This window comes from Polaromonas vacuolata, assembly GCF_012584515.1.
GTDB classification, from domain to species: domain Bacteria; phylum Pseudomonadota; class Gammaproteobacteria; order Burkholderiales; family Burkholderiaceae_C; genus Polaromonas; species Polaromonas vacuolata.
This window is the reverse complement of the sequence record NZ_CP051461.1, coordinates 790,127-816,447: the sequence shown is the minus strand read 5'-3', so window position 1 is coordinate 816,447 and position 26,321 is coordinate 790,127. Positions and strand designations below refer to the sequence as shown.

Annotated in this window: 21 protein-coding genes; 14 read left to right on the top strand and 7 right to left on the bottom strand. The window is 54.1% G+C overall.

Annotated elements, in window-relative coordinates:
• Positions 1 to 3 precede the first annotated feature (3 nt).
• From HC248_RS03830 to hemC, 4 genes are read right to left on the bottom strand one after another with little or no spacing between them, the layout of a single operon-like run.
• Positions 4 to 1,302 carry a heme biosynthesis HemY N-terminal domain-containing protein gene (locus HC248_RS03830; RefSeq protein ID WP_168921348.1) on the bottom strand — a complete coding sequence of 433 codons (1,299 nt, stop codon included), beginning with the start codon at positions 1,300 to 1,302 and terminating at the stop codon, positions 4 to 6.
• Between the two features lie 18 nt (positions 1,303 to 1,320).
• Positions 1,321 to 2,454 (bottom strand): uroporphyrinogen-III C-methyltransferase, encoded by a 1,134-nt coding sequence (locus tag HC248_RS03825; protein WP_168921347.1) that lies wholly within the window; start codon positions 2,452 to 2,454, stop codon positions 1,321 to 1,323.
• Positions 2,447 to 3,283: a uroporphyrinogen-III synthase gene (locus HC248_RS03820; RefSeq protein WP_168921346.1), complete on the bottom strand. Its 837-nt coding sequence runs from the start codon at positions 3,281 to 3,283 to the stop codon at positions 2,447 to 2,449. Before HC248_RS03820 ends, HC248_RS03825 begins: the two co-directional genes overlap by 8 nt.
• On the bottom strand, positions 3,280 to 4,245 hold the full coding sequence (gene hemC, locus HC248_RS03815; RefSeq protein ID WP_168921345.1) for a hydroxymethylbilane synthase: 966 nt from the start codon (positions 4,243 to 4,245) through the stop codon (positions 3,280 to 3,282). Before hemC ends, HC248_RS03820 begins: the two co-directional genes overlap by 4 nt.
• A gap of 178 nt (positions 4,246 to 4,423) precedes the next feature.
• Between hemC and ppc the strand changes: the two genes are divergently transcribed.
• Positions 4,424 to 7,336 carry a phosphoenolpyruvate carboxylase gene (gene ppc, locus HC248_RS03810; protein ID WP_168921344.1) on the top strand — a complete coding sequence of 971 codons (2,913 nt, stop codon included), beginning with the start codon at positions 4,424 to 4,426 and terminating at the stop codon, positions 7,334 to 7,336.
• Positions 7,337 to 7,437: 101 nt separating this feature from the next.
• On the opposite strand, the gene HC248_RS03805 is transcribed toward ppc, so the two are convergent.
• Together HC248_RS03805 and HC248_RS03800 are read right to left on the bottom strand one after the other, a co-directional pair.
• Positions 7,438 to 8,643 (bottom strand): MFS transporter, encoded by a 1,206-nt coding sequence (locus tag HC248_RS03805; protein ID WP_168921343.1) that lies wholly within the window; start codon positions 8,641 to 8,643, stop codon positions 7,438 to 7,440.
• 14 nt (positions 8,644 to 8,657) lie between these two features.
• A complete protein-coding gene (locus HC248_RS03800) occupies positions 8,658 to 9,800 on the bottom strand; it encodes a trans-sulfuration enzyme family protein (protein ID WP_168921342.1) in 1,143 nt (380 codons plus the stop codon).
• A gap of 96 nt (positions 9,801 to 9,896) precedes the next feature.
• On the opposite strand from HC248_RS03800, the gene HC248_RS03795 reads away from it, so the two are divergent.
• Together HC248_RS03795 and HC248_RS03790 are read left to right on the top strand one after the other, a co-directional pair.
• A complete protein-coding gene (locus tag HC248_RS03795) occupies positions 9,897 to 10,109 on the top strand; it encodes a SlyX family protein (protein ID WP_168921341.1) in 213 nt (70 codons plus the stop codon).
• Positions 10,110 to 10,730: 621 nt separating this feature from the next.
• Positions 10,731 to 11,138 (top strand): hypothetical protein, encoded by a 408-nt coding sequence (locus HC248_RS03790; protein ID WP_168921340.1) that lies wholly within the window; start codon positions 10,731 to 10,733, stop codon positions 11,136 to 11,138.
• Between the two features lie 37 nt (positions 11,139 to 11,175).
• On the opposite strand, the gene argH is transcribed toward HC248_RS03790, so the two are convergent.
• A complete protein-coding gene (gene argH / locus HC248_RS03785) occupies positions 11,176 to 12,621 on the bottom strand; it encodes an argininosuccinate lyase (protein WP_168921339.1) in 1,446 nt (481 codons plus the stop codon).
• Positions 12,622 to 12,792: 171 nt separating this feature from the next.
• On the opposite strand from argH, the gene HC248_RS03780 reads away from it, so the two are divergent.
• The 11 genes from HC248_RS03780 (at position 12,793) to HC248_RS03730 (ending at position 26,304) form a co-directional block, all read left to right on the top strand.
• Positions 12,793 to 13,857, top strand: coding sequence for a sensor histidine kinase (locus HC248_RS03780; RefSeq protein WP_337778959.1), 1,065 nt, complete (start codon positions 12,793 to 12,795; stop codon positions 13,855 to 13,857).
• Entirely contained in the window at positions 13,854 to 14,606 is a 753-nt protein-coding gene (locus HC248_RS03775) for a LytR/AlgR family response regulator transcription factor (RefSeq protein WP_168921338.1), read from the top strand. Before HC248_RS03780 ends, HC248_RS03775 begins: the two co-directional genes overlap by 4 nt.
• Positions 14,607 to 14,760: 154 nt before the next feature.
• On the top strand, positions 14,761 to 15,984 hold the full coding sequence (locus tag HC248_RS03770) for an AI-2E family transporter (protein WP_238342706.1): 1,224 nt from the start codon (positions 14,761 to 14,763) through the stop codon (positions 15,982 to 15,984).
• Between the two features lie 215 nt (positions 15,985 to 16,199).
• Positions 16,200 to 16,544, top strand: coding sequence for a hypothetical protein (locus HC248_RS03765; protein ID WP_168921337.1), 345 nt, complete (start codon positions 16,200 to 16,202; stop codon positions 16,542 to 16,544).
• Positions 16,545 to 16,674: 130 nt separating this feature from the next.
• A complete protein-coding gene (locus HC248_RS03760; RefSeq protein WP_168921336.1) occupies positions 16,675 to 17,829 on the top strand; it encodes an alpha-hydroxy acid oxidase in 1,155 nt (384 codons plus the stop codon).
• A 125-nt stretch (positions 17,830 to 17,954) separates the two neighbouring features.
• Positions 17,955 to 19,157, top strand: a complete 1,203-nt coding sequence (locus tag HC248_RS03755) for a Y-family DNA polymerase (protein WP_168923651.1) — start codon at positions 17,955 to 17,957, stop codon at positions 19,155 to 19,157.
• Positions 19,158 to 19,270: 113 nt separating this feature from the next.
• The gene (locus tag HC248_RS03750; protein WP_168921335.1) at positions 19,271 to 20,446 is read left to right on the top strand and encodes an efflux RND transporter periplasmic adaptor subunit; all 1,176 of its coding nucleotides are present in this window, start codon (positions 19,271 to 19,273) and stop codon (positions 20,444 to 20,446) included.
• Positions 20,447 to 20,505: 59 nt separating this feature from the next.
• Positions 20,506 to 23,691, top strand: coding sequence for an efflux RND transporter permease subunit (locus HC248_RS03745; RefSeq protein WP_168921334.1), 3,186 nt, complete (start codon positions 20,506 to 20,508; stop codon positions 23,689 to 23,691).
• Positions 23,692 to 23,819: 128 nt separating this feature from the next.
• Positions 23,820 to 24,515, top strand: a complete 696-nt coding sequence (locus tag HC248_RS03740; RefSeq protein ID WP_168921333.1) for a protein-L-isoaspartate O-methyltransferase family protein — start codon at positions 23,820 to 23,822, stop codon at positions 24,513 to 24,515.
• A gap of 20 nt (positions 24,516 to 24,535) precedes the next feature.
• The gene (locus HC248_RS03735; protein WP_168921332.1) at positions 24,536 to 24,913 is read left to right on the top strand and encodes a rhodanese-like domain-containing protein; all 378 of its coding nucleotides are present in this window, start codon (positions 24,536 to 24,538) and stop codon (positions 24,911 to 24,913) included.
• A gap of 53 nt (positions 24,914 to 24,966) precedes the next feature.
• Positions 24,967 to 26,304 (top strand): TolC family outer membrane protein, encoded by a 1,338-nt coding sequence (locus HC248_RS03730; RefSeq protein WP_168921331.1) that lies wholly within the window; start codon positions 24,967 to 24,969, stop codon positions 26,302 to 26,304.
• The last annotated feature ends 17 nt before the right edge of the window (positions 26,305 to 26,321 follow it).

Genomic DNA, 26,321 nt, shown 5'->3' with positions numbered 1-26,321 from the left:
CTATTAAATCAGCGCCGCCCGTTTGTAAGCCTCAGCCGCCGCCGCCAAGTCTTCCCGCTGCTCTGCCAAAGTGGCGAGGGCGAGCCAAGCTTTGCGCTGCAAACCTTTATCTTGCAGGTTCGAGCTTGACTGTTGAAGCAACTGTTTCGCCTTACCCCAGAGCTGGCGACTGAGAAAAGTCATGCCAGCCAGATACTGAAGATTGCCATCATTAGGCAGCGCACGTTGTGCCGACTCTATGCGCGCAAGCCAGGCTGCATCCAGAGATTCAAAGCATTGCTCCAACACGGTGATGGCCTTGACACGAACGACTTCACTGATCGCCGAGCGCGGTTGCACCAGCCTATCCCAAATTTGCAGCAGCCAAACCAGTGCTGTACGGGCATCGCCGTGCAGTGCCATCAGGCGCAGCGCGGCATGAACGGCCAGCTCAGGCATGGCGCGCTCGCTGTCATCAAGGCTTGCCCAAGCTTGCTTGAGTTGTGCTGGGTCGTGTGCCTCGTTAAGCAATTCAAGCGCTAAACCGCGCACCAAACTTTGCGCTGCAGCCGCAGAAAAAGCCCGGTGTTTAGACAGTAGACGCGCCGTCTCTAGCGCCTGCGCGGTTTGCCTGGCTAGGCGTGCTGCGCGCAACTTCAGGCGCAGCGATAAGGTGCGCCTGGCCACGCCCTGCGGCAACTGGGACAACATGTCCAGGGCCGCGTCAGCATCTTGGTCATCCAGCGCCCAACGGGCGGCGCGTAACTGCACACCTTCGCGCACATCTTGCGCATTGCGCGGCGCAGAGCTGCTGAGTGCCAAGCTCAAATGTTGATCGCGCAGAGCACTGTTTTGCAGCGATTGGGCGCTCTCAGCGAGCAGCAAATGAGCCAGAGCGCGCAGCTGATTGGAGCGGCCAAGCTTGTGGCCTATGGCTGGCCCGATCAAGTCGCCATGGTCGACCAAATACATCAGGCCACTTTCTTGTGCCAACGCGTTTTTAGCCGACTTAGCCGCGCGTATATAGCGCCCAGCTAGTAAATGCGCCAGCGCATCCATTAGCTCGCCATACATGGCGCGCTCTTTTTGCTGCGCACGCCAGCGTCTAGCTTCGGTCGGCAGCGACACAACTGCCGACATTGCACGAATGGCGACGTAAAGCAATAAAAATAGACTGACCAGCAGAAGCACCGCAAAATTAAAAGAAATATCTATACGGTGAGGTGGCCAGAACAGCGTAACCATCGCTTGGTTGTTACCAGCGAACAAAGCAGAAGCAGTCGCCACAGCGAACAAAGCCAATAACCAGAATGCAGCGCGCATCTTTTTCTCGACCTTTACTTAGTGGCCTGCCGTGGCCGTGGCCAGAGCAGTCATGGTGTCATCGAGACGTGGCAAGTCGCTGGTCTTGAGCTGAGCCTGCGCTTGCTGCAGCATTTGCGCGGCCAATTGGGTCTTGCGCGAGTTAGGGTCAAAATATTTATTCAACCACGCCGATGCATTTTGCAAGTCACCCCGAGCGCCGTCGGTTTGACGCGAAAGCAGTGCTAGCCGGGCGTTAAGAAGTTTGAGTTTGAAGTTCTCACGCAGGAAAAAAGACTGTTCTGGCGAGAGCAACACACCTTCTGGTTGGTCTATGCGGCTCAAACGCAACAATTGACCCACACTATCGCGCAAACTAGTCAGCGCTCCGCCAACCCAAACCGGCAAAGTCATTTTGTCAAAGAAAGCCAGACCGGTTATTCCTGAAGTCGAAGCGGCGCTAAGCGGAGCAGACTCAGCGGTCGCCGTTTGAGGACGGCTAGAGACTGAGGCGCGCATCGCATTGGCCATAGACAAGTCGTCGGCCAAGCGAACCAATTCATCGAGTTTGAGCATGAGCGCCGGCACGTCGGTAAGACTGGCTGATTTAATCCGCTCGGTGTCCTTAGCCACAGCACGCTGCAAAGGGTATAAGCGCGGCTGGGCAGCGCGCGCCAAGCGCTGGCTTGCACTGGTTAGCGCTGCAATCAGGGGCTCAGAGCTACCGGTGAGTTGAGACTGCTGCTGCGCCAAGCGTATGGTGGACTCTATGTCTATCACCAGATTTTCATCACGCGAGCGGGACAAACTTTGCATCAATTCTTCGAGCTGACTGCGTTGCAAGCTGACCTCGCCTATTCGCGTCTCCAGCAAACCAAGCCTGACGGCCAACTCACGGCTACTGTCTTGCGCCTGACGCGCCAAAGCGCGCGCCTCTATCGACTGCGTACCAGAGTCTAGGCTGCGGCGTGCCAACTCCTCTTGGATGCTGTAGAGCTTTTGCCACAGCAATATGCTGGCAATCAACCCAGCAGCGGCAAGTGCCAACATGAGCAGCAGCCAAAACCGCGATAAGCGCCAAAACGGAATATCCGCCTCTATCACTGGCGTAGCTAAGCGGGCTTTTTCATCAAGCTCGATCTGGGAATTAGGGGCTGGTTTGCTTTCACTCATTAGGAGGTGATTCTAGCCAGCCCAGCGCATCAACAATGTCAATGAGTGCCGGACGTGACGCCACAACAACACCCCAGCCGGCTGCGCGCAACGCCGCAGCAATCCGTTCATGCGTGGCTATCGCCCTTGCGCCTTGCCAATTGAGGTCTTGCAAGCCGTCAAGCGCCAGCAAATTAGCCAAAGCCTCAGAGCTACTCATGAGCCATACAGAACCATCTTGCGCAGCAATGCGCACACGTTGGAGTTCTAGCGCGTTGAGAACTGGCGCTCGGCGCGCATACACCAGCAACTGATCAACGCTAGCACCCACGTCAAGCAACTGCCGCACCAACCAGTCGCGCCCTGGCGCGGCTTGGTTTGAATCTGAGTGAGCAGCAACAGTTACGCCGCGCAGCAGCAAGACGCGCAAGCCTTGCCAGTTGCGCTTGCCAACCACGCGCCATAAAGACTCGGAATCGAACTGCGCAGCATCCTCTGGCGGCGCATCTATCTGCGAAAGCGCAACACCAGCGGCCAGCAAAGCAGCGACGGTGCCCGGGCCAGGCGCCATAAAGCGAAGCTTTGGCGGGAGCATGGGACGGGTTGCGTTTTGAGGCCGAAAAAAAGCCTCTACAGCGTTACCGCTGACAAACATGCAGGCCGAGTAATCCGCCAAATTAGCCCACGCCTGCTGCAACGCTAGATCATGCTCAGCGCCGCTAAGCGCAGCAATAGAGATCAACGGCAAAGCCTCGGCGACGAAGCCGGCCTGCTGTAGCGCGCTAACCCAGCTAACCGCATCATGCGCAGGCCTTGTCACCAAGACCTTGGGCGCTGACCTTGCGTTCATTGGCCTTGGACCAGTCCCGCATTGTTAGTCCAGACAGCACCACCGGCGCGCAGTGCGCTAGCGACCTTGTCGCCCAAAGCCTCGGCCTGGGCAAAGTTTGAAACTGACGCGGTATCACTCGCATAAACCATGGGTTTGAGTGGCGTCGATGCAAGCTGATCGCTGGCCGGATCGCCCCAGGCGGCGCGCAGCAGCAGTCCTTCAGCGGCATTGCCAGTGGTGAAAGCTGCCAAAGGCATAGAGCAACTCCCGCCCATGGCGCGCGAGACCGTACGCTCGGCTGTGACCGCCAGCCAAGTCGGCATATCAGCCAGCGTGGCGAGGTCTTGAATCAAATCACTTCGGCTAGCAGCAACCTCGATGCCTAAAGCACCCTGACCAGCTGCGGGCAGCATGTCTTGGCTGCTAAAAATGCTTTTAATTCGCGCTTGCATGCCTAAGCGCTGCAAGCCGGCAGCGGCCAAAACAATGGCGTCGTATTGGCCCTCATCAAGCTTGCGCAGTCGAGTATCGAGATTGCCGCGCAGTGGCTTAACCAGCAAGTCTGGGCGTATCGCTTTGAGCAGCACTAACCGGCGCAAACTAGACGTGCCGACTACCGCGCCCAAAGGCAGCGCGGCCAGCGAATCGAAATTATTGGACACAAAAGCATCGTGCGGATCGCCTCGTTCAAGCACACAGGCCAGCGCGAAGCCATCGGGTAAATCCATGGGCACATCTTTGAGCGAGTGCACGGCCATATCAGCCCTACCCTCTTCAATAGCAACCTCAAGCTCCTTAACAAACAAGCCTTTGCCACCAACCTTGCTCAGCGATCTGTCTTGTATTTGATCGCCCATGGTGGTCATGCCCAAGAGCTCGACCTGCCAGCCCATACGGGCTTCTAACAAGGCTTTGACATGCTCGGCTTGCCATAAAGCTAAGCGGCTTTCGCGGGTAGCGATGATTACTTTTTTGACCATGAGTGTTGTGCTTATTTCAGGCGCATAGGTGTCAATGCGCTGGGGTGCTGTCGGCACCGAGAATAGGAAAATGCAGCTCGAGTGCTGCATAAATGAGGTTTGGTCGATGCTAGCATGGCGATAAACACATAGTTTGATCCGTACTTTGTCCTGAACTTTGACTCTTAAGAAAGCCAAGATGCCTTCACGCGCCAACACTAGCCACGAGCAATCCGTCAAATCTGTCAAGGCGAAAAAAGTCGCTGGCAACATCACCAGCAGCAATGCCCGCACCCGCGCTAACGAGCGCCCATTGGTTGAGGACATACGTCTATTGGGCCGACTGCTAGGTGATGTAATCCGCGAACAAGAAGGCGTGGCCGCTTACGAGTTAATCGAACAAGTACGTACGCTGTCAGTGGCCTTTAGACGCGACGCCGATCCTCAGACCGACAAAATCCTGAAAAAACTACTGAAAAGCCTATCCGGCGACCAGACTGTCAGCGTGATTCGAGCCTTCACCTACTTTAGTCATCTGGCCAATCTGGCTGAAGACCGGCACCAGAATCGCCGCCGCGCCATCCATGAACGCGCCGGTGAAAGCCGCGAAGGCAGTCTTGAAGTGGCCTTAGCTAGGCTGCGCTGGTCGGGTATATCGAGCAAAACCATTGCCGCCACCTTGGCACAAAGTTTTGTCTCGCCAGTACTCACCGCCCATCCGACTGAGGTACAACGCAAAAGCATATTGGACGCCGAGCGCTTTATCGCCCAATTGCTGACCGCACGCGACAGCATCAAAGCACTCGGGCTGGCCGTGCTGGCTGTTAGCCCGGCACAAGCTGCAAAAGACGCACTAACTCCACGCGAACTCGCGGCCAACGAGGCCCAGTTGCGTGCCCGTGTAATGCAGTTGTGGCAAACCCGGCTGCTGCGTTTTACCAAACTCACCGTAGCAGACGAGATTGAGAACTCGCTGACGTATTACGAATCGACTTTTTTACGCGAAATCCCCAAGCTTTACGCCAGCTTAGAAACCGAGTTGGGCAAAGAACATGTGCACAGCTTTTTGCGCATGGGCCAGTGGATAGGCGGCGACCGAGATGGCAACCCAAACGTCAGCGCAGAAACACTCAACCACGCACTCAGCCGTCAAGCCGATGTCGCGCTGCGCCACTATTTAACCGAGGTGCATTTTCTAGGTGCAGAACTCTCACTGTCAGCCATGCTTACCCGAATCAGCCCAGAGATGCAGCGCTTAGCCGAACGCTCGCCGGACACCAACGCACACCGCCAAGATGAACCCTATCGCCGCGCTCTGACTGGGGTCTACGCACGGCTGGCCGCGACGCTCAAGGACTTGACTGGCCGGGAAGCTGCGCGGCATGCCATCGCACCGCAAAACCCTTATGCAAAAGCAGAAGAATTTCTCGCCGACTTGCGCACTATTGAAGCCTCGCTAGCAGCCAACCACGGTCAAGCACTGGCAGCTCAGCGCCTTAAGCCGCTGATACGTGCGGTTGATGTATTCGGTTTTCATTTGGCCACCGTCGACTTGCGCCAAAGCTCAGACAAGCACGAAGAAGTGATTGCCGAACTTCTGGCCAGCGCACGCTTGGAGCAAAACTACAGCGCACTGAATGAAGCGGCCAAGCGCAAACTGCTGCTAGGCCTGCTCAATGATGCGAGAAGCCTGCGCGTGACAGGTGCTGAATATTCGGCGCACACGCAAAGTGAATTGGCTATTTTTCAAGCCGCGCTAGAAGCCCGAAAGCGCTATGGCAAAGAGGCCATACGCCACTACATCATCAGTCACACCGAGACCGTGAGCGACTTGTTAGAAGTGTTGTTACTGCAAAAAGAAGTCGGCTTGATGCAGGGCATTCTTGATAACAGTCTAACCAGCAAAGCGCGCAATGATCTTATCGTCGTCCCTTTGTTTGAGACCATAGAAGACCTTCGCAACGCAGCGCCCATCATGCGCGAGTACTACGCGCTGCCCGGCATTGCGCGAATGATTCAAAACAGCGGCAGCGAACAAGACATCATGCTGGGCTACTCAGACAGCAACAAAGACGGCGGCATTTTCACCAGCAACTGGGAGCTATACCGCGCCGAGATTGCTTTGGTCGAATTGTTTGATCAGCTAGCAGCCTCGTACAAAATTCAACTGCGCATGTTTCATGGCCGCGGCGGCACTGTCGGGCGCGGCGGTGGCCCTAGCTACCAAGCCATACTGGCGCAGCCGCCAGGCACAGTGCGCGGCCAGATACGCTTGACCGAGCAAGGCGAAGTGATTGGCTCGAAATACGCAAACCCAGAAATCGGCAGACGCAATTTAGAAACACTTGTCGCCGCTGTACTGGAGGCGACGCTACTGCAACCGACCAAACCCGCAAGTCCAGACTTTTTACAAGCCGCCGATAAGTTATCAAAGTCCAGCATGGCCGCCTACCGCGCACTGGTGTTTGAAACGCCGGGCTTTACCGACTACTTTTTTAGCGCCACACCGATTCGCGAAATTGCCGAGCTCAACATAGGCTCGCGTCCAGCCTCCCGCAAAGCAACGCAAAAAATCGAAGATTTGCGCGCTATTCCCTGGGGCTTTAGTTGGGGTCAATGCCGGCTCACACTGCCGGGATGGTACGGCTTTGGCTCTGCGATTGCGCATTTTCTCGAACAAGGAAAAACCGCAGCTGAGCGCAAAGATGCATTGGCTTTGCTACAAAAAATGAATAAGCAATGGCCTTTTTTCAACACCTTGCTGAGCAATATTGACATGGTGCTGGCAAAAAGTGATTTAGCCTTGGCCTCACGCTATTCAGAATTGGTGGGCGACGCGCGAATGCGCAAACGCATCTTTGGCATGATTCAAGCCGAGTGGCAAAGCACTGTCGACGCACTAGAGAAAATCACCGGTGAAAAGCAGCGCTTAGCCGGCAACGCCAGCATGCAGCGCTCGATTCGCCACCGCTTTCCTTACATCGATCCACTGCATCACTTACAGGTCGAACTGGTGCGGCGTTACCGTGATGGTCAGGCTGATGAGCGAGTTCAGCGCGGCATTCACATATCCATTAATGGGATCGCAGCGGGGCTGAGAAATACGGGTTGATAGGTTGAGTGTGAAAGCCATGTCTGTCCATAGTTTTCACACTGTTCTCATATGAAGAAAATTGCATTTAAGCAAAGTATTTGTGCCGTTAACCACTGACCTCAGCCGCCACCAGCCACAGTCAGCCGAGTTTTTTTCAGTAACGGCCAAAGCCCCAGCAAGCCCAGCACAGGACCGGGAAGCAACAACCACAAGGCTTGACTGCCAACACGCTCAATCATGGACAACAGCAGAGTGAGACTGACGATGGTGATTAAAAAACCAATGCTATTTTGCAGAGCTAACGCACCACCGACTAATTGCGCTGGACAGCTGCGCGCGGCAACGGCAGAAAATTGCGGCGAGTCGGCGACGACAAAAAATCCCCACGCCAAAAGCACAGCCAAACGCAAAATTAACCAGTCAGGCCCTAGCAGCGGATAGAGCAGACACATCAAACCAGACGCGAGCAATGCCCCTGCGGCTATGTGAACGCTATCGAACTTCAAACTCAAACGTCCACCCAACACACAACCCAAAAAACCAATCGCGATAGCGCCAAAGCTAAGCGCTGCGACCGATAAACCTAGGTTTGGGTAAACCAGTCGGGCATCACTAAGCCACTGCGCGGCCAGCCACGGCAGTACGGCCCAAAACGCGTAAAGCTCCCACATATGGCCGAAGTAACCAAATGCGCTGGCGCGAAAATCAGCTATTTTAAAAACACTGAATGCTTCGCCTAAAGCACGACCGCTGACAACCGCTTTTTTCAAATACGGACCATCACCCAGAAAGTAAACCAAGCCTGCACCCAAAACTGCCAGTACTGATGAGACCTGCATAACGCTTTGCCATGGCAACGTTGCACCCAAGGCTTTGACGCCGTGCGGCAAAGCTGTGCCTAGCGTGAGCATGCCCACCAACAGGCCAAGCGCAGCGCCAGATTTATTGCCCACCCAGCCCACTATCATCTTCATGCCCAAGGGATAAATGCCGGCTAACGACAAGCCGACCGCAAAGCGTATGACCAGACCAGACTCATAACCAGACCACGGGCTGGAAAAAATAGCATTAGCCAGAGCGCCCGCCACACAAGACAGCGCAAACATGCGGCTACTCGAATATTTATCCGCCCAACCGGAATAAGCCAGCCACAAAGTGCCGGAGATAAAACCTAATTGAGTAGCCGCCAGCAACCAAGCGAACTGCGTATTACCAATTTGCAGCGTAGACATTAAGTCATCGGCCGCGCTGTTTGGACTAAACCACAGGGATGTACCCATCCACTGGGCCAGCACGATTAGGCCAACAGCCCAGCGTTTGTTCATAGTCAGCAAATGCCTCAAGCGTGGCTTAATGCCGCGGTTAAATCGTCAATCAAGTCGTCAGCATGCTCTAATCCCACTGACACACGCAGCAAGCCCTGCGGCGTTTTGCTGGTCGGGCCTTCTATCGAGGCGCGGTGCTCGATCAGGCTTTCAACGCCGCCCAAGCTAGTGGCGCGGGTGAAGATCTCGACATTCGCCGCCAGTGCCATGGCAGCGTCTTTACCGCCTTTGACTTCAAAGGACAGCATGCCGCCAAAGCCAGACATTTGCCGACTAGCAATTGCATGAAAAGCATTCTCAGCAAGACCTGGGTAATGCACCGCACTGACCTTTGCGTGAGACTGCAAAAACGCTGCTATCTTGCCAGCATTAGCGCAATGCGCCTGCATGCGGTAAGGCAGCGTAGGCAGGCTACGCATCACCAGCCAGCAATCAAACGGCGAAGGCACGGCACCGCCAAAAAGTTGCGCAGTGCGCAATTGCGCAAAGTGCTCGTCATCTAGCCGCGAGACAACAGCGCCGCCCAACACATCGCTACGCCCACCTAAATATTTAGTAGTGGCATGCATGACCATGTCGCAGCCCAGTGCCAGCGGCTGTTGCAGTATGGGGCTAGCAAAGGTGTTATCAGCAATCGCCCGTGCGCCGTGGCTATGGGCAATCTCGGCAATAGCAGCTATGTCGACGCATTGCAGCAGCGGGTTGGACGGTGTTTCCATCCAAACGATTGCAGTTTGCGGCAGCAAGGATTGGCGCACCACATCGAGGTCAGTCATGTCGACAAAAGACGCCGTGACATTCCATTTGGCAAACAGGTGTTTGAGCACATTGGCTGTGCCGTGATAAATATCGCTGGGGGCAAGCACATGGTCGCCGGGTTTGAGGCCTTGAAAAATAGCCGTCACAGCGGCCAGGCCTGAGCCAAACGCTGCGCCGGCAGCACCGCCTTCAAGCGCCGCGAGGGCCGCTTCTAACGAATTACGGTTGGGGTTGTGATTGCGGGAGTACAAAAAGCCGCGTGAATAGCCGCCATCAGCATCACGCTCAAAGGTGGTTGAGAGATGTATGGCTTCGGTTACTGCGCCAGTGCCCACGTCTACCGAGTGGCCGGCATGCACAGCCAAGGTTTCGATTCTGAGTTTTTTTTTCGGTAGCATGGCGAAGATTTTCCCTAGGTTTAGATATTGGCTGGATATCAGTATCGCACCGCAAGCTGTTTGCCGACGCTCACCCAGATGAGGTCCAATACAAGCATGGAAAATTCACAAACTACAAATACACGCCTGACTGAGCTAGAAATCAAGGCCAGTTTTGCCGAAGATTTAATCGATCAGCTTGACAAAATCATTACCCGCCAGCAGCAGCAAATAGATTTGCTAATGCGCGAAGTCACCGCCTTGCGGCAAGCTCCCTCAGATTCTGGCAGCGCACGCAGTTTAAGAGACGATTTACCACCGCATTTTTAATCTTTTTTCACGCCCTTGCCGCGCTGATATCAAGCCGTATGCGCATGGGCTACAAAGCTTTTTTCGTCGCCATTGACGAAAAGTCGCAAAGCAATAAGCAACGTAATTCTTGATTACTTTGTGACATCTTTATGGTCACTTTTTTAAAAAAATCGTCGGCCACATTTCTCAACCTTACTCACCCTAGATGCATTTTTAAGCTCTTCGCTGCTCAGCAGAGCCACGCCTAGTCACGCGTAAATTTCAATTTAATTTTTATAAAAACATAAAAAAATCTTATTTGAATGTTGTACTTAAACCGGAATAAGACTTAGAAACTTTATATATCTAACCGGCTTATATTTTCATTTTAAAAGTATTTACGTGATACATTAAAACGTCTCAAAAAGTTACACTAAATAAAAAACACAATCTTGTAACGTGTTTGCAATTAGCTAACTATTGCACCGAAAAATTAGGTTTAAATCTTTTTTATGGGTCGCATTTTTAACTTTAATCGTACAGCGCACAGCTGTATTCCCAAGGTATGAGTCATATCGAGTGTTTACTATTTACATCCACTACTTAGGCCTCGACTAATTAGATTTGCACAAAAGCAAAAGGGAGAAAAAAATGGCTTTCGTGAACGAAAAAATTTCAGACACTGATGTTGAAAAGTATGGACTTATCAAAATTAATAAACATTTTTTAATTGACGATTTGCCGGCGGAATGGACTATAGACCGGGACAAAAAAGTCTATCTTCGCGCACTCGGTAAGCCACTTCCCGAACAACAAGCCTTGTGTTTTTACTGGCACGGACATTTGCTGCATCTACGCTTAAGAAGAACTGGTTGCGGCATAAAAGGCGGCACCATCTTCGCCAGTTTTTGCGTCATGAGTGGGAAGACGAATAAAAAAATCTGGCTGCCGCACCGGCTTGAATGGGCTAAAAACGAAATCGTCGTTGATCTTAAAAAAGCGTTGAATGTCTACAAAAGCAAAGATGTTCAAAAGGACAACAAACATCTCATACAGTTTGTATTTTGAGAGGTTTGCAGCCCAGTCCTGCTACTGAAAATGCTTATCAAGCCAGCCGAATTTTATGCCGCGCAATTTGCGCCCTGACTTGAACCGGTGCCGTGCCGCCCAGCACATTGCGGGCATTCAAAGAGCCGCGCAGACTCAAACATTCATAGACATCTTTTTCAATTGCCGCGCTGAACGACTGCAGCACAGCCAGCGGCAATTCAGACAAATCCACGCCATGATCGATTGCCGCTTTAACGGCATGTGCGACGGTCTCATGCGCATCGCGAAATGGCTGACCTTTTTTAACCAAATAGTCGGCCAAATCAGTCGCCGTGGCATAGCCGCGCAGTGCAGCGCGCTCCATGGCTTCGGGTTTGACACTGATGCCGCCGGTACGCAAACCGGTTTGCGCGTCAAGTTGACCGCCCACCATTTCAGCGAAAATTCGCAACGTATCTTTGAGCGTATCTACGGTATCGAACAAGGGCTCTTTATCTTCTTGATTATCTTTGTTGTAGGCCAATGGTTGACCTTTCATCAAAGTGATCAAACCCATCAAATGACCAACTACGCGGCCAGTCTTTCCACGCGCGAGTTCTGGCACGTCAGGATTTTTCTTTTGCGGCATGATGGAGCTTCCGGTTGTAAAACGGTCAGCAATCTGAATAAAGCCAAAGTTCTGGCTCATCCACAAAATAAGCTCCTCACTCATGCGGCTGATGTGAACCATGGCCAAACTAGCGGCAGCGGTAAATTCAATCGCAAAATCCCGATCACTGACCGCGTCAAGACTGTTTTGACACACAGCTGGCTGACCTTGCGCATCGAGCATTCCGAGCGTGATGGCCACTCGCTCGCGGTCCAGCGGGTAGCTAGTGCCGGCCAACGCTGCAGCGCCCAGCGGCAAACGGTTTACACGCCGACGGATCTCTTGCATGCGCTCAGCATCGCGCGAGAACATCTCAACATAGGCCAACATATGGTGACCAAAACTGACCGGCTGAGCGACTTGCAAATGGGTAAAACCGGGCATGATGACATCGACATTTTTCTCAGCCAAGCCTATCAGCGCAAGCTGCAAGTCAGTCATCAAGTTTGTGATTTGATCAATCTCACCGCGCAGCCAGAGCCGCACATCGGTAGCGACTTGGTCGTTGCGGCTGCGACCGGTGTGCAGGCGTTTACCGGCGTCGCCGACCAACTGGGTCAGGCGCGCTTCTATGTTTAAGTGCACATCCTCTAAATCGAGCTTCCACTCGAATGCGCCGGTCTCGATTTCTTGCGTGATTTGGGCCAGACCTTGGGCAATCAAAGCGTGGTCGGCTTGACCAATAATGCCTTGCGCGGCGAGCATCTCCGCATGCGCCAGCGAACCTTCAATATCGGCTTGCCAGAGGCGTTTATCGAAAAAAACACTGGAGGTGTAGCGCTTGACCAAATCGCTCATGGGTTCGGAAAACAGAGCCGACCAAGCTTGGGATTTTTTATCAAATTGGTTCAAGGGAAACTTTCTGGGAGGACGACCTGAGGCCGGGGCTGCCGGTTTTAAAAAAACAAATCCGCAGGCTTAGGTTTAAAGAATGTCGGCTTTTTTTAGTGCAAAGCGCGCTAAACACAGTTTGATTTTATCTGTACGCCACAACAAGCCAAAAAAAGTGCCCTCGTTGACTCTTTGCACACCTTTAAAGCAAGGCCAGCCGGTAAAACGTTTGCAGTCACATTTCTCCGTACCGACCAATACATAACTTTGTTGCTACCCAGCGCCATGACCCACCCCTCGCTCACTCCCTGCCATATCGGCGTAGCACTCAGAGCCGTGTTGTTTACCAGCACTATCGCCGGCGTTGCCGCCGGGTTTGAAAGTGCTGGTCCACAAGACTGGATACAACACTTTTCCCTGCTCAGCGTCGGCATGCTACCGGCAACACTGGCTTGGCTGATTGCCGCCTGCGGCGTTGAAAAATATCTGCAAAATCGCTCACCACGCCTGCGCTGGTTAAGCGGCTTGAGCTTGGGCGCTGCAGCCGGCCTTTATGGCTGCGCCATGTTGGCATTAGTGAATCTGCTGACCTCACCGCCTTGGCTGGCCAGCATGGCGGCCGGATTGCTGCTCTCGGCCGTTTTGCTGAGCTGGCTGTTTTGGCGCGCTAAGGCGCGCATGCCAGCGGCAACGACGGCCCGGCTAAGTGAGTTGCAATCTTGCATACGCCCGCATTTTTTATTTAACACCTTAAATACCGCTATCGCTTTGGTCAGCGAGCAGCCGCTTAAGGCCGAAGCCGTATTGGAAGATCTCAGCGAATTATTTCGAAGCGCGCTGGCAAACCCAGCTGAATCCGACACGTTGGCACAAGAAGTCGCTTTGGCACGGCGTTATCTTGCGATCGAAGAAATTCGTTTTGGCGCACGTCTTCGCGTGACATGGCAGATTGACCCTAGGGCTGATCAAGCCAGAGTGCCGCCGCTGCTGCTGCAACCGCTGGTTGAAAACGCGATACGCCACGGCGTCGAGCCCAGCGCAGATGGTGCAGAGCTCAAAATCACCAGCCTCAGACGTGGCTCTGTGGTGCTCATAAAAGTCAGCAACACCATGCCAGCGGGCAGTGGTGAGCGCGGTAACGGTCTCGCCTTGGCTAATCTGCGCGAGCGCTTGGCGCTGCTGCACGATGTGCAGGCGCACTTTCAAAGCGTCTACAGAGACGGTATTTTTCAGGTCTGTTTGGAGATTCCCGCATGATGCTTAAAACCTTATTGGTCGATGACGAAGCCTTGGCGCGTTCGCGCCTAAAAAGTCTGCTTGCCAATTGCAATGCACCCGGCGCACAGGTGCTGGCCGAAGCGGCCAATGCCAGCCAAGCCATGGCGGCTCTGCAAACCAGGCACTTTGATTTAGTGCTACTGGACATTGGCATGCCCGGTATTAACGGCTTGACGCTGGCCCATGCCATACGCACCTCTCAAGGTTTAAACCAACCGCCTGCGGTGGTGTTTGTGACCGCGCATGCAGAGCATGCGTTAGCCGCTTTCGACTTAAGTGCTGCGGACTACCTGACCAAGCCGGTACGCCAAGAGCGACTGCAGCAAGCGCTGCAAAAAGTCGAGCATCAACTGTCATTGTCTCTGGCGCAAGAAGGCAGCGCCGCTTCAGACATGCTCATCATTCAAGACCGAGGCCGCACTGAACGCGTGCCGCTGTCCAGCGTGATCTACCTCAAAGCTGAACTCAAATACATCACGGTTCGCACACTTGCACGCAGCTTTATCTGGGAGGGCTCGCTGAGTGAATTAAAGGAGAAATATTCCGCGCAATTTGTGCGCATACACCGCAATGCATTAGTCGCTAGGCGAGCTATGCGCGTACTTGAAAAGCAGGTAGACCCGGTGGATGGTGAAATTTGGACTATTCATCTGCATGGCTTAAAGGACGAAGCCTTGATTGTTTCGCGACGCCAGCTGGTTACGTTGCGCCAAGCGCTTTCAGTTTAGGCCTAGAGACCTTGAGGCGAACGTCCTACAGCTTGCCGGGTGCAGCACAGGTCTAATCCAAACAGCGCTAATAACGCCAATAGCAGCAAATGAAAATCTTGAGGCCAACCGGCAAGCTTGAACAGACATCCAACTCCGCGACAGAGGAAACTGCATGACCCTAGCCGACAAAATGTCCGACGTACAACCCGACAACCAACCGGCCCGTATCCCGGCATCCACAGAGGACAGTACCGGCAGCATGTCGGCCAAAGAAAAACTACCCGTCCAAGAAACCGAGCCCCTGATTCAGCTGCCCATGCACGTGCGCAGCTTGTCGCTACTCGTCATGGCCTTGTTCGCCAGCTTGTGGGTATTGCAATGGGCGAGAGCGGTTTTCATACCACTGATGTTGGGCCTAATTCTTAGCTACGCGCTGTCACCCGTGATTAACTGGTTAGAGCAACGCCGCATGCCGCGCTGGCTGAGTGCGGCGTTGCTGCTGCTGACTATTTTTTGCTCCATCGGCAGCAGCGCTTACGTCCTTAGCGACGAGGCCGGCAGTCTGATCAATGCAATACCTGCGGCAACGCAGAAATTTACCCATGCACTGAAAGACAGACCAAATAAGTCTGAAGGCACGCTAGCGACCATGCAAAAAGCCGCCACTCAACTCGAACAGGCGACCCAAGATGCCAGCCCCATCACCACCAGCAAGGGTGCGATGCGGGTGGTGGTCGAGTCGCCGCGCTTTAAAATTACCGACTACCTCTGGACCAGCACACTGGGTTTTGCACAATTTGCCGGACAGTTCACCGTGGTGGTGTTTCTGACTTATTTTTTAATGGTCTCGGGCGACACCTTTAGGCGCAAGCTCATCAAGTTAACGGGCACTAGCCGAGCGCGGAAAAAAATCACACTCCAAGTGCTTGACGAAATCACTGGCCAAATTCAGCGCTATTTGCAAGTGCAACTGTTCACCAGCGCTTTGGTCGGTCTGCTCACGGGTCTTGCACTGGCCTTAATAGGATTGGAAAACGCGGTTGTATGGGGCGTGGTGGCGGCTGTGCTCAATTTGGTGCCGTATATAGGCTCACTGGCGATGGCTGCAGCCTCTTCACTAATTGGATTTTTGCAGTTTGGCAGCATCAACATGGCCTTACTGGTGGGCGGCGCTTCGCTGTTTATACATGCCATTATTGGTAACTTGATCACGCCTTGGCTAACCAGTCGCGCCAGTCGTATGAACCCAGTGGCGGTGTTTGTTGGCCTGCTGTCTTGGGGTTGGCTGTGGGGCGTGTGGGGGCTGCTGTTAGGCATACCGATACTGATGATAGTTAAAGCGATTTGCGACCGGGTCGACGAACTCAAGCCAGTCGGTGAGTTCCTAGGCGCCTAAATGGGTGCGATAAATTTAGCCCTTGTTTATTGGGCCAAGGCCTTGGCCTACACGCAATAGCCTCAACGCCTTACCCGCAAACTTGTGATGTCAGGTTTCCCGCGTTAGCATGGAGATGTTCCCAAAGAACATTAGGCCAAGGCGAGGCGCCCGCCACCATCCGGCTACAAGGCGGCACTTACCCGCCGCATACAGCCATCAAAGAAAGAAGCTCAATGCAAGTTTTACTCCATACCGATCCCCATGTTGATGGCGGCCAACCCATGGCCGATCACCTGAGCAGCGTTGTCAAAGACGCGCTGGGTCGATTTGGTGAGCAGATCACACGCGTGGAGGCTCATCTGGCCGACGAAAACAGCCATGCCAAAAGCACGCCTGATGAGATTCAATGCACCCTTGAAGCTCGACTAGTTGGCTTGGAGCCGGTCGTCGTGAAAGACCGCGCAGCCACCGCTCACCAAGCCATCACCGGTGCGACTGGAAAACTCAAGCGCGCAGTCGCCACCGTGCTAGAAAAACATGATCCGCGGCGCAATGCGGCGATTCCTGACGCAGCCTAACGCGCCAACACTCCAGCCGCGCCGAGCCTACCGAGCGCCGACGCGGCATGGAAATAAATTCAATCAGCTCAAAGTTGTATTCACGCTAGTTTCCTGTCCCAGCTATTAACATGGGTCAACAGGAGACCCCATGACCGTCATTACCCACATTGAAGACCTGCGCGTGTTGGCAGAAAAACGCGTACCGCGCATGTTTTACGACTACGCCGATTCAGGCTCGTGGACCGAAGGCACTTACCGCGCCAACGAGAGCGACTTCCAAAAAATACTGCTGCGCCAACGGGTTGGTATCAACATGGATGGCCGCTCTACAGCGACCGAGATGATTGGCCAAAAAGTCGCCATGCCTGTAGCGATTGCACCCACCGGCATGACTGGCATGCAGCATGCGGATGGCGAGATTCTGGCGGCACGTGCGGCGAAAAAATTCGGTATTCCTTTTACCCTCTCGACCATGAGCATTTGCTCTATCGAAGACGTGGCCAAAGAAACCGGTAACCACCCGTTTTGGTTTCAGCTCTACCTGATGCGCGATCGAGACTTTTCTGGCCGTTTGATAGACCGCGCCAAAGCTGCGGGTTGCTCTGCGTTAGTGCTCACTTTAGATTTGCAAATCCTAGGTCAGCGCCACAAAGACTTGCGCAACGGACTGTCCACACCGCCCAAGCCAACACTGGCCAACATCATTAATCTGATGACCAAGCCGCGCTGGTGCCTAGGCATGTTGGGCACGCAGCGGCGTCAATTTGGCAATATCTTTGGTCATGTCAAAGGGATTGAAAACATGGGTTCGTTGTCCGAATGGACCGCCAGCCAGTTCGACCCCCGACTCAGTTGGGCCGACATTGAATGGGTCAGAAACCGTTGGGGTGGCAAACTCATTCTCAAAGGTTTGCAAGATGCAGAAGATGCGGTAATCGCGGTTAAAACCGGCGCTGATGCCATCATCGTCTCCAACCATGGCGGGCGTCAGCTAGACGGGGCGCCATCCTCCATCCATGCACTGCCAGCGATTGTTGACGCGGTGGGCGACAAAATAGAAGTGCATATGGACGGCGGCATACGCTCGGGCCAAGACGTACTCAAGGCCACCGCCTTGGGCGCTAAAGGCACTTATATTGGCCGGGCCATGTTGTATGCGCTGGGCGCTATGGGTGAAAGCGGCGTCACCAAGGCCTTGGAGATCATTCACAAAGAACTCGATCTGAGCATGGCTTTTTGCGGCCGCACGGATATCAACAAAGTGGACAAAGGCATATTGCTGCCGGGCTCTTACCCGGTATAGGCCAAACGAAAAAGGTCGACCTCAGCCTGCGAAATGGTGTCAGTAGGTAGGTAGATAGAAGTCACCGCTATGCAAGCTATGCTTACCCAGTGACACCTCCTATCCGCCGCATCGCCCACCTAGACATGGACGCGTTTTTCGCGTCAGTCGCGTTACTTCGTTTCCCACAACTCAAAGGCCTGCCGGTGGTCATAGGCGGCGGCAAACGCCAAGCCGACTTGGATTTGCTAGAAGCACACGGTGAACGCGAGCCGCGCTTTATACCGATTGCCAACTTCCCTCTGCTAGAGGGCTATGTTGGCCGCGGCGTCATCACCACCGCCAGCTATGCGGCCAGGCAGTTTGGAGTTGGCTCGGCGATGGGTTTGATGAAGGCCGCCAAACTTTGCCCGCAAGCTATCTTGCTGCCAGTGGACTTTGAGGAAGTCAGGCACTACTCTCGGCTTTTTAAACGCATTATTCGAGACATCGCACCGGAGGTTCAAGAAGGCGGCGTAGACGAGGTCTACATAGACTTTACCGAGGTAGCCGGTGGCCAAAGAGAAGGCGGACGGGTGCTGGCCCGCTTGATTCAAAAAGCCATACAAGAAGCCACTGGGCTGACCTGCTCGATAGGCGTGGCGCCGAACAAGTTGCTGGCAAAAATGGCCAGTGAATTCAATAAGCCGAATGGCATTTCCATCATTCACACCGCCGATTTACAAGACTTAATCTGGCCCCTACCCTGCCGCAAGGTCAATGGCATAGGACCCAAAGCGGATGAAAAACTCGCGGCTATCGGTGTAAAAACCATAGGTGAGCTGGCAGCGCAAGCGCCAACTCTCTTGATTGAAAAATTCGGCAAAGCGACTGGCGCTTGGCTGCACGCCGTGGCTTGGGGCCGTGACGACAGACCAGTGGTGACCCATAGCGAGCCTGTCAGCATGAGCCGCGAAACCACCTTCTCGCGCGACTTGCATGCGGTACGCGACAAAGCCGAACTGGGCGAAATTTTCACCACGCTGTGCCAGCGCATCGCACAGGATTTGCAAAACAAAGGCTATCAAGCAAAGACAATTGGTATCAAGCTTCGCTATGACGACTTCAAAATCGCCACCCGAGACCTGACCTTAGATGCCTACACTTGTGAGGCCGTCGCCATTCGACGTGCTGCCGGTCAGTGCCTCAAACGCGTACCGTTAGAGCAACGCTTGCGACTGATTGGTGTGCGGGCTGGCTCACTGATCAAGCTTGGCAGCGAGCTAGCGGCAGTTAGCAACGGCGATCAAGCGAGTGCGGCTGAGCAAGGCCTTGGCTTGAACTTGGGCATTAGTGATCAACTTTTTTAGTCGCCAAGGGATAAACGTCTAAGCGCTAGGACGGGCGCATCGAAGAGGCTACATTTACGCAATTGATTTTTTGCACAAGACGACGCTCTTGAAATTCTTTTACTTTCTATCTTATGCATAGCTTTAAAAATAACCGGGGTAAATGGGCCTTGGCTTTGGTGCTGCTGCTGATACTGAGCGCCGGCGTCTGGCGCGCGCTGGATAAGCGAGCGACTCAAAGACAAGCAGTAGCTTCGATGACGACCCATCAATTAGCGTTGAGTACTGTCGAGCTGGCGCAAAGTGACCTAGTTCGAGCACAAGTGCTTGACATCAGTCAGGGCGTTGCTATTTCGGGCAGCATAAAAGCCGTCAACAGTGCCGTCGTCAAAGCCCGGGTCGCCGGCGAACTGCTCAACCTCAAGGTCAGAGAAGGTGACTTCGTCAAGGCCGGCCAAGTTCTAGCCCAGATTGATGCCAGCCAATACCAAGCAAGCTTGCGCCAGACCCAGCAGCAGGCAGAATCCGCTAAAGCACAACTCGACATCGCGCAGCGCCAATACGCCAACAACCAAGCGCTGGTTGAGCAAGGCTTTATCTCTAAAAACAGCTTAGAGACCTCGCTCTCTAGCCTAAGCGCGGCGCAATCAACTTACAAAGCCGCACTGGCTGGCCGCGACATCAGCGCCAAAACGCTCGATGACAGCCTGATACGCGCACCGATTGCCGGCCAAATCTCGCAGCGCCTAGCGCAAACCGGCGAGCGTTTAGCGATTGACAGCAAAATCGTAGAAATCATTGATCTCAGTCGCTTAGAGCTAGAAGCGTCTTTGAGCGCCGCAGAGTCACTCCAAGTGGCAGTCGGTCAAACGGCTGAGTTACGGGTTGAGGGTTTGAGCCAAACTTTGTCCGCCCAAGTGGTGCGGATTAACCCTAGCGCACAAGCCGGTAGCCGCAGCGTATTGGTCTACCTGAGCTTGCCAAGCGTGCCAGGCTTGCGCCAAGGCATGTATGCACAAGGCAGCTTGGGGACCAGCAGTGTGCGGCTGCTGGCTTTACCAGTCAGCAGTGTGCGCACCGATAAGCCCCAACCCTATGTGCAAATTAACAGCAACCAGCGCATAGCGCATCGCAATGTACAACTCGGCGTACGCGGCATGAACGCCGGGCAAGCTGTGGTCGCGGTGCAAGGCGTTGACGATCAAGACAGCGTGCTGCGCGGCAACGTAGGACTGCTAAGTGTTGACTTGCCGCTGCGCATTACCCAACCAGCCATGACGCCAACAAGCCCTGCAGTAGCAGCGCCTTAAAGCATCGCCAAAGCGTTTAATCAAGTCTAAAAAAGCCCAACCAAGCGAGTTCGCCCAGCATGTGGTTCACAAAAGTTAGTCTGAAAAATCCGGTCTTCGCCACCATGGTCATGCTGGCTATTGTGGTGTTGGGGTTTTTCTCCTACCAGCGCATGCAGGTAGACCAATTTCCGAATATTGATCTGCCAGTAGTGGTGATCACCGCCGACTATCCGGGCGCCGCACCGGAAATTGTCGAGAGTGAGGTGACGAAAAAAATCGAAGAAGGCGTCAACTCGATAGCCGGCATCAGCTCGCTCAGCTCGCGCAGCTATGAAGGCCAAGCCATCATCATTTTGGAATTCCAACTCTATGTAGACGGTCGCCGCGCCGCCGAAGATGTGCGCGAGAAAATCGCCGCCATACGCCCCACCCTGCGGGATGAAGTCAAAGAGCCACGGGTGCTGCGCTTTGATCCGTCTAGCCGCGCCGTCTGGTCGGTTGCCGTACTGCCCGATCCAGCCAAAGGGACTATGTCGGCAGTCGAGTTGACCAATTGGGCCGATCAGGTTCTGAAAAAGCGTTTAGAAAACGTACGCGGTGCCGGCTCAGTCACCTTGGTGGGCGGCAGCAAGCGCGAGATCAACCTCTACCTTAAGCCACAAGCCATGCAGGCGCTAGGCATCACCGCCGACCAGGTGGTGGCCGCCGTCCGCAGCGAAAACCAAGACCTGCCGCTAGGCGCGATACGCTCACTGACGCAAGAAAGATCGGTCCGGATAGACGCCCGCATGAAGCGCCCAGAAGACTTCGGCAACATCATCATCACACGCAAGCCATCCGCCAGCAGCAGCGCGCCCATCACGCTAGCGCAAGTCGCACGTATCAGCGATGGATCACAAGAAATCGACAGCCTAGCGCTCTACAACGGTCAGCGCACCTTGCTGCTGACAGTACAAAAAGCCCAGGACGAAAACACTATTGCAGTGGTCGATGGACTTAATCTTGCGCTGCGCGAGTTGGCCCCACAACTACCGCCCGGCGTGCGCCTAGAGCTAGTCACCGACAGCTCGCGCGCGATACGCGTGGCGGTTGCCAACGTTGGCCGCACGCTGGTCGAAGGCGCACTGCTCACGGTGCTGATTGTGTTTTTATTTCTCAACTCCTGGCGCTCGACGGTGATCACCGGGCTGACCTTGCCGATCTCCATCATCGGTACTTTTTTGTTTATGAACATGTTTGGTTTCACCATCAACATGATTACGTTAATGGCGCTGTCTCTTTGCGTCGGGCTGTTAATTGATGATGCCATCGTGGTGCGAGAAAACATTGTTCGCCATGTGCACATGGGCAAGTCGCCTTACCAAGCCTCACTAGACGGCACACAAGAAATCGGTCTGGCGGTGCTGGCCACCACGCTGTCTATCGTGGCGGTGTTTTTACCGATTGGCTTTATGGGCGGCATCATAGGCAAATTCTTTCACGAGTTTGGCATCACCATAGTCTCTGCTGTGCTGATCTCTATGTTTGTGAGTTTTACGCTAGACCCCATGCTGTCCAGCATCTGGCACGACCCCAGCCTAGGCCACAAAGGCCAAGACAATTCCCTGTATGGCAAAACGCTGGGCCGCGTGACGGGATGGTTTGCGCGCGCCACCGACAGCATTAGCCGCAGCTATCAAAGCATTTTGAGCTTGGCACTGCTGCACAAACTCAGCACTTTGGCGCTAGCAGTAGGCATTTTTCTGCTGAGTATTTTCATGCTGCCGCTGCTGGGCACAGAGTTTGTGCCGAAAGCGGATTACTCCGAAACCACGCTTAACTTCTACACACCAGCCGGCTCATCGCTAGAGGCAACCGAGGCCAAAGCGCGTCAAGTCCAAGCCATAGTGGCCGAGTTCCCCGAAGTGAGCTACTCACTGGCCACCATCAACACCGGCAATGCAGTGGGGAAAATGTACACCAGCGTCTATCTGCGCTTAGTCGATCGCAAAGCGCGCGAGCGCAGCGTGGACCAAATGTCAAGCGTGCTGCGCGAGCGCCTTAAACAAGTTGCCGGCATCACCGTTACCCATGTGGGCCTACTCGATTCGGTGGGCGGCAACAAGACCATAGAGTTTTCATTACAAGGCCCAGACCTGAGGCAGTTAGAGCGCCTGAGTCGTCAAGTCAGGGACCGCATCAGCACAATTCCTGGTCTGGTCGATCTGGACTCTAGCGTCAAAGCCGACAAGCCGGTGATACAAGTTGATATGCGGCGTGGTGTCGCCAGTGACTTAGGCTTATCTGTGGCGCAGGTCGGCAATAGCTTGCGTATTTTGTTGGCCGGTCAGACGGTGGGCAATTGGCGTGCGCCGGATGACCAAACCTATGACGTCAACGTGCGGCTAGCGCCCGAGTCACGCTACTCGCCACAAGACCTGGCCGGGTTGGCCTTTACCAGCAGCAGCTTGGGTAATAACGCTGATGGCTCGGCCCGCACCATACAGCTCAGTCAGATCGCCGATATTAAAGAGACCACCGGGCCAGATCAGATCAATCGACGCGATCTCACGCGTGAAGTGGCGGTCAATGCCAACACCCAGAACCGATCGGCCGGCGAGGTCTCTGACGAAATCAAAAAAGCGTTGGACACCATGTCGTTCCCGCCCGGCTACCGTTACCGTTTTAATGGCTCGACTAAAAATATGGCGGAGTCTTTTGGTTACGCCATCTCGGCACTGATTATGGCCATGCTGTTTATCTACATGATTCTGGCCAGCCAGTTCAAGAGCTTTTTGCAGCCCTTGGCGCTGATGACTTCGCTGCCGCTGACGCTGATAGGCGTGGTCGTGTCATTGCTGCTGTTTGGCTCTACGCTGTCCATGTTCTCGGTGATTGGCGTGGTCATGCTGATGGGTTTGGTGACCAAAAATGCGATTTTGCTGATCGACTTTGCCATCCGCCTGCGCCAGCCGCACATCGATGAAGCCGGCCTGAATCAACCCGGCATGGCACGCAATGCAGCGTTACTAATGGCCGCTAAAGTCAGGTTGCGGCCAATTTTGATGACCACCTTGGCGATGATTTTTGGCATGCTGCCGTTGGCCTTGGCACTCAGCGAAGGCTCGGAGCAGCGCGCCCCCATGGGCCAGGCCGTGATAGGCGGGGTTATCACCTCCTCGCTGCTAACACTGGTGGTTGTGCCGGTGACGTATTGCTATCTGGATGACTTCGCACAGTGGCTCAAGCGCAGGTTTGGCAAGGCAGCGTCCGGCAGTGACTAAAATCAAAAACAGCAACATTAATTCAGCGTTTTAAGCCAGCTCAGTTTGAAGCTTGGTTTTCTAGCTAGGTTTCGGTTTAATCCACGCTGCAAGCGCTTTCCCTTCCCCATGCCAAACACAGGTAGAACATGAATTACGAACAAGCCCGATTCAACATGATTGAGCAGCAAATCCGTCCTTGGGAAGTGCTTGACAGCCAAATTCTTTCCCTGCTGGCAATTGTCAAGCGTGAAGACTTTGTACCCGCAGCCCACCGTGCACTGGCTTTTGCTGACCTTGAAATTCCACTGACTGAAGCACTCGCCAAGCATCCCGACCAGTGCATGTTGTTGCCCAAAGTTGAAGCCCGCATACTGCAAGATCTGAGCGTTCAAAAACACGAATCAGTGCTGGAAATCGGCACCGGCACTGGTTACATGGCGGCCTTGCTAGCGCACCGCAGCCAGCGCGTGATCAGCTTAGAAATTGATGCCGATTTAGCCGAAATAGCGCGTGAGAACCTGCTTAATGCTGGCGTTCACAACGCCGAAGTACGCACCGGCGATGGCGCTGCCAATATCGCCAAAGCCGTCTCCAACACCGACCCGCTACAAGGCCCGTTTGATGTGATCGTGCTGAGCGGCTCAGTGGCCAAAGTACCCGATGCTTTGCTGTCCATGCTGAAAATTGGTGGTCGCTTAAGCGCCATCGTCGGCTTTGAGCCCATGATGCGCCACTCACTGATTACCCGGGTTGGCGAGAAAGCCTGGCGCACCACGCAAGCCTGGGACACTGTCGCGCCGCGCTTGCAAAACTTCCCCGAGCCATCGCGCTTTAGCTTTTAATCAGTCCCTGAAAAAGCCTAATGACACTTCAACTCAACCCTGCAAATTTTCTAGCCTGGCGCGACGTTGCCCTCAGCGCCGACGCAAAATCGACTGCTGAGAAAATCCAGCCCATAGTGCTCGATGTTAGAGAAAACTGGGAATTACAAATCGCATCCGTACAGCCCGACGGTTTCACGCTGTTGCACATTCCCATGGGTCAGATATCGGCTCGCCTGAGTGAGCTACAAGATGCTCTCGACGGCGATCAGCCAATAGCCTGCCTTTGCCACCACGGCATACGCAGTCAGCGCGTCGCCAGTTTTTTAGCCCAAAACGGTTTTAGTGCGGTGGTCAATTTACAGGGCGGAATACAAGCTTGGTCGAACCAACTTGACACCAGCGTTCCGCACTATTGATAGCGCCCTAATCATTTTTGACTCCTCGCTCAGCAACATCCAAGCCAACGACTATGAACCTGCAAGACAAATCACCAATGCCACTGGCTATTGCTGGCCTGCTACTCGTTTCCTGTCTGACGGCTAAGGCCCAAAGCTTGGGTGAGCTTTACACGGCGGCGCGTGCATTCGATGCCAGCTACCAGTCAGCTAGATTGCAGTACGACGCCACCGTTGCAAAAGCCGACCAGACTAGGGCCGGTTTGCTGCCCAGCGCCGGTCTATCGCTGGGTGCTAGCGCTAGCCGTTTTGAAAATAGCGCACCCGTCATAGAGCGCAGCTTTAGCAACCAAAGTCTAGGCCTCACCGCCAGCCAGCCGCTTTACCGACCAGCCAATTGGGCCAGTTATTTGCAAAGCCAGCCGCAAGTGGCGCAAGCCAGAGCGCAGCTCGATGCGGCAGAGCAAGATTTAATCCTGCGCGCCAGCCAAAGCTACTTTGATGTGCTCGCCGCGCAAGACACTTTGACCTTTGTGCTGGCCCAGAAAAGCGCCGTCTCCGAGCAACTGGCTTCAGCCAAACGTAACTTCGAAGTCGGCACCGCCACGATTACCGACACCCGCGAAGCACAAGCCCGCTTCGATTTGGTCGTGGCGCAAGAAATAGCCGCAGACAATGATTTACGGATTAAAAAAATCGCGCTCGATCAACTCGTAGGCCGAACGGGAACCCAACCCTTGGCACTGGCAACGCCAACCATACTGCCTTCGATACTGCCGGCCGATCCCAACAGTTTGGTCGATCAAGCAGAAGCCTTACACCCCTTGATACGTCAAGCCAAAAATGGGCTTGAAGTCGCCGAGCTTGAAATCCAAAAAGCCCAAGCCGGTCACAAACCCACGCTAGATTTGAACGCGAGTTACAACGTTGCTCGTAACCCATCTGGCACAGCCACCACCTCAGCGCTGGCGTATCGCACCAATACCGGCACAGTAGGCTTGTTGCTAAACGTGCCGATTTTTTCTGGTTTTTCAGTCGAAAACCGGATTCGCGAAACCTTGTTCCTCAGAGACAAATCACAAAGCGATTTAGAAGGCGCACGCCGCAGCGTAGCCCAAGCCACACGCACGGCGTTTTACGGTGTGGTATCTAACCTAGGCCAAGTCAAAGCGCTAGAAGCAGCAGAGCTTTCTAGCCAAAGCGCACTAGACGCCAACAAGCTTGGTTACCAAGTCGGCGTACGCATCAATATCGACGTACTCAACTCGCAAAGCCAGCTGTTTCAAACCAAGCGCGACTTGGCTCAGGCTCGCTATAACGTGCTGCTAGGCGGCTTGCGTTTGCGTCAAGCCAATGGCAGTTTGACTGAGCTCGATTTGCAACCAGTTCAAGCGCTACTGGTTGCTAAATAAAGTCTAGGAATTGGCAA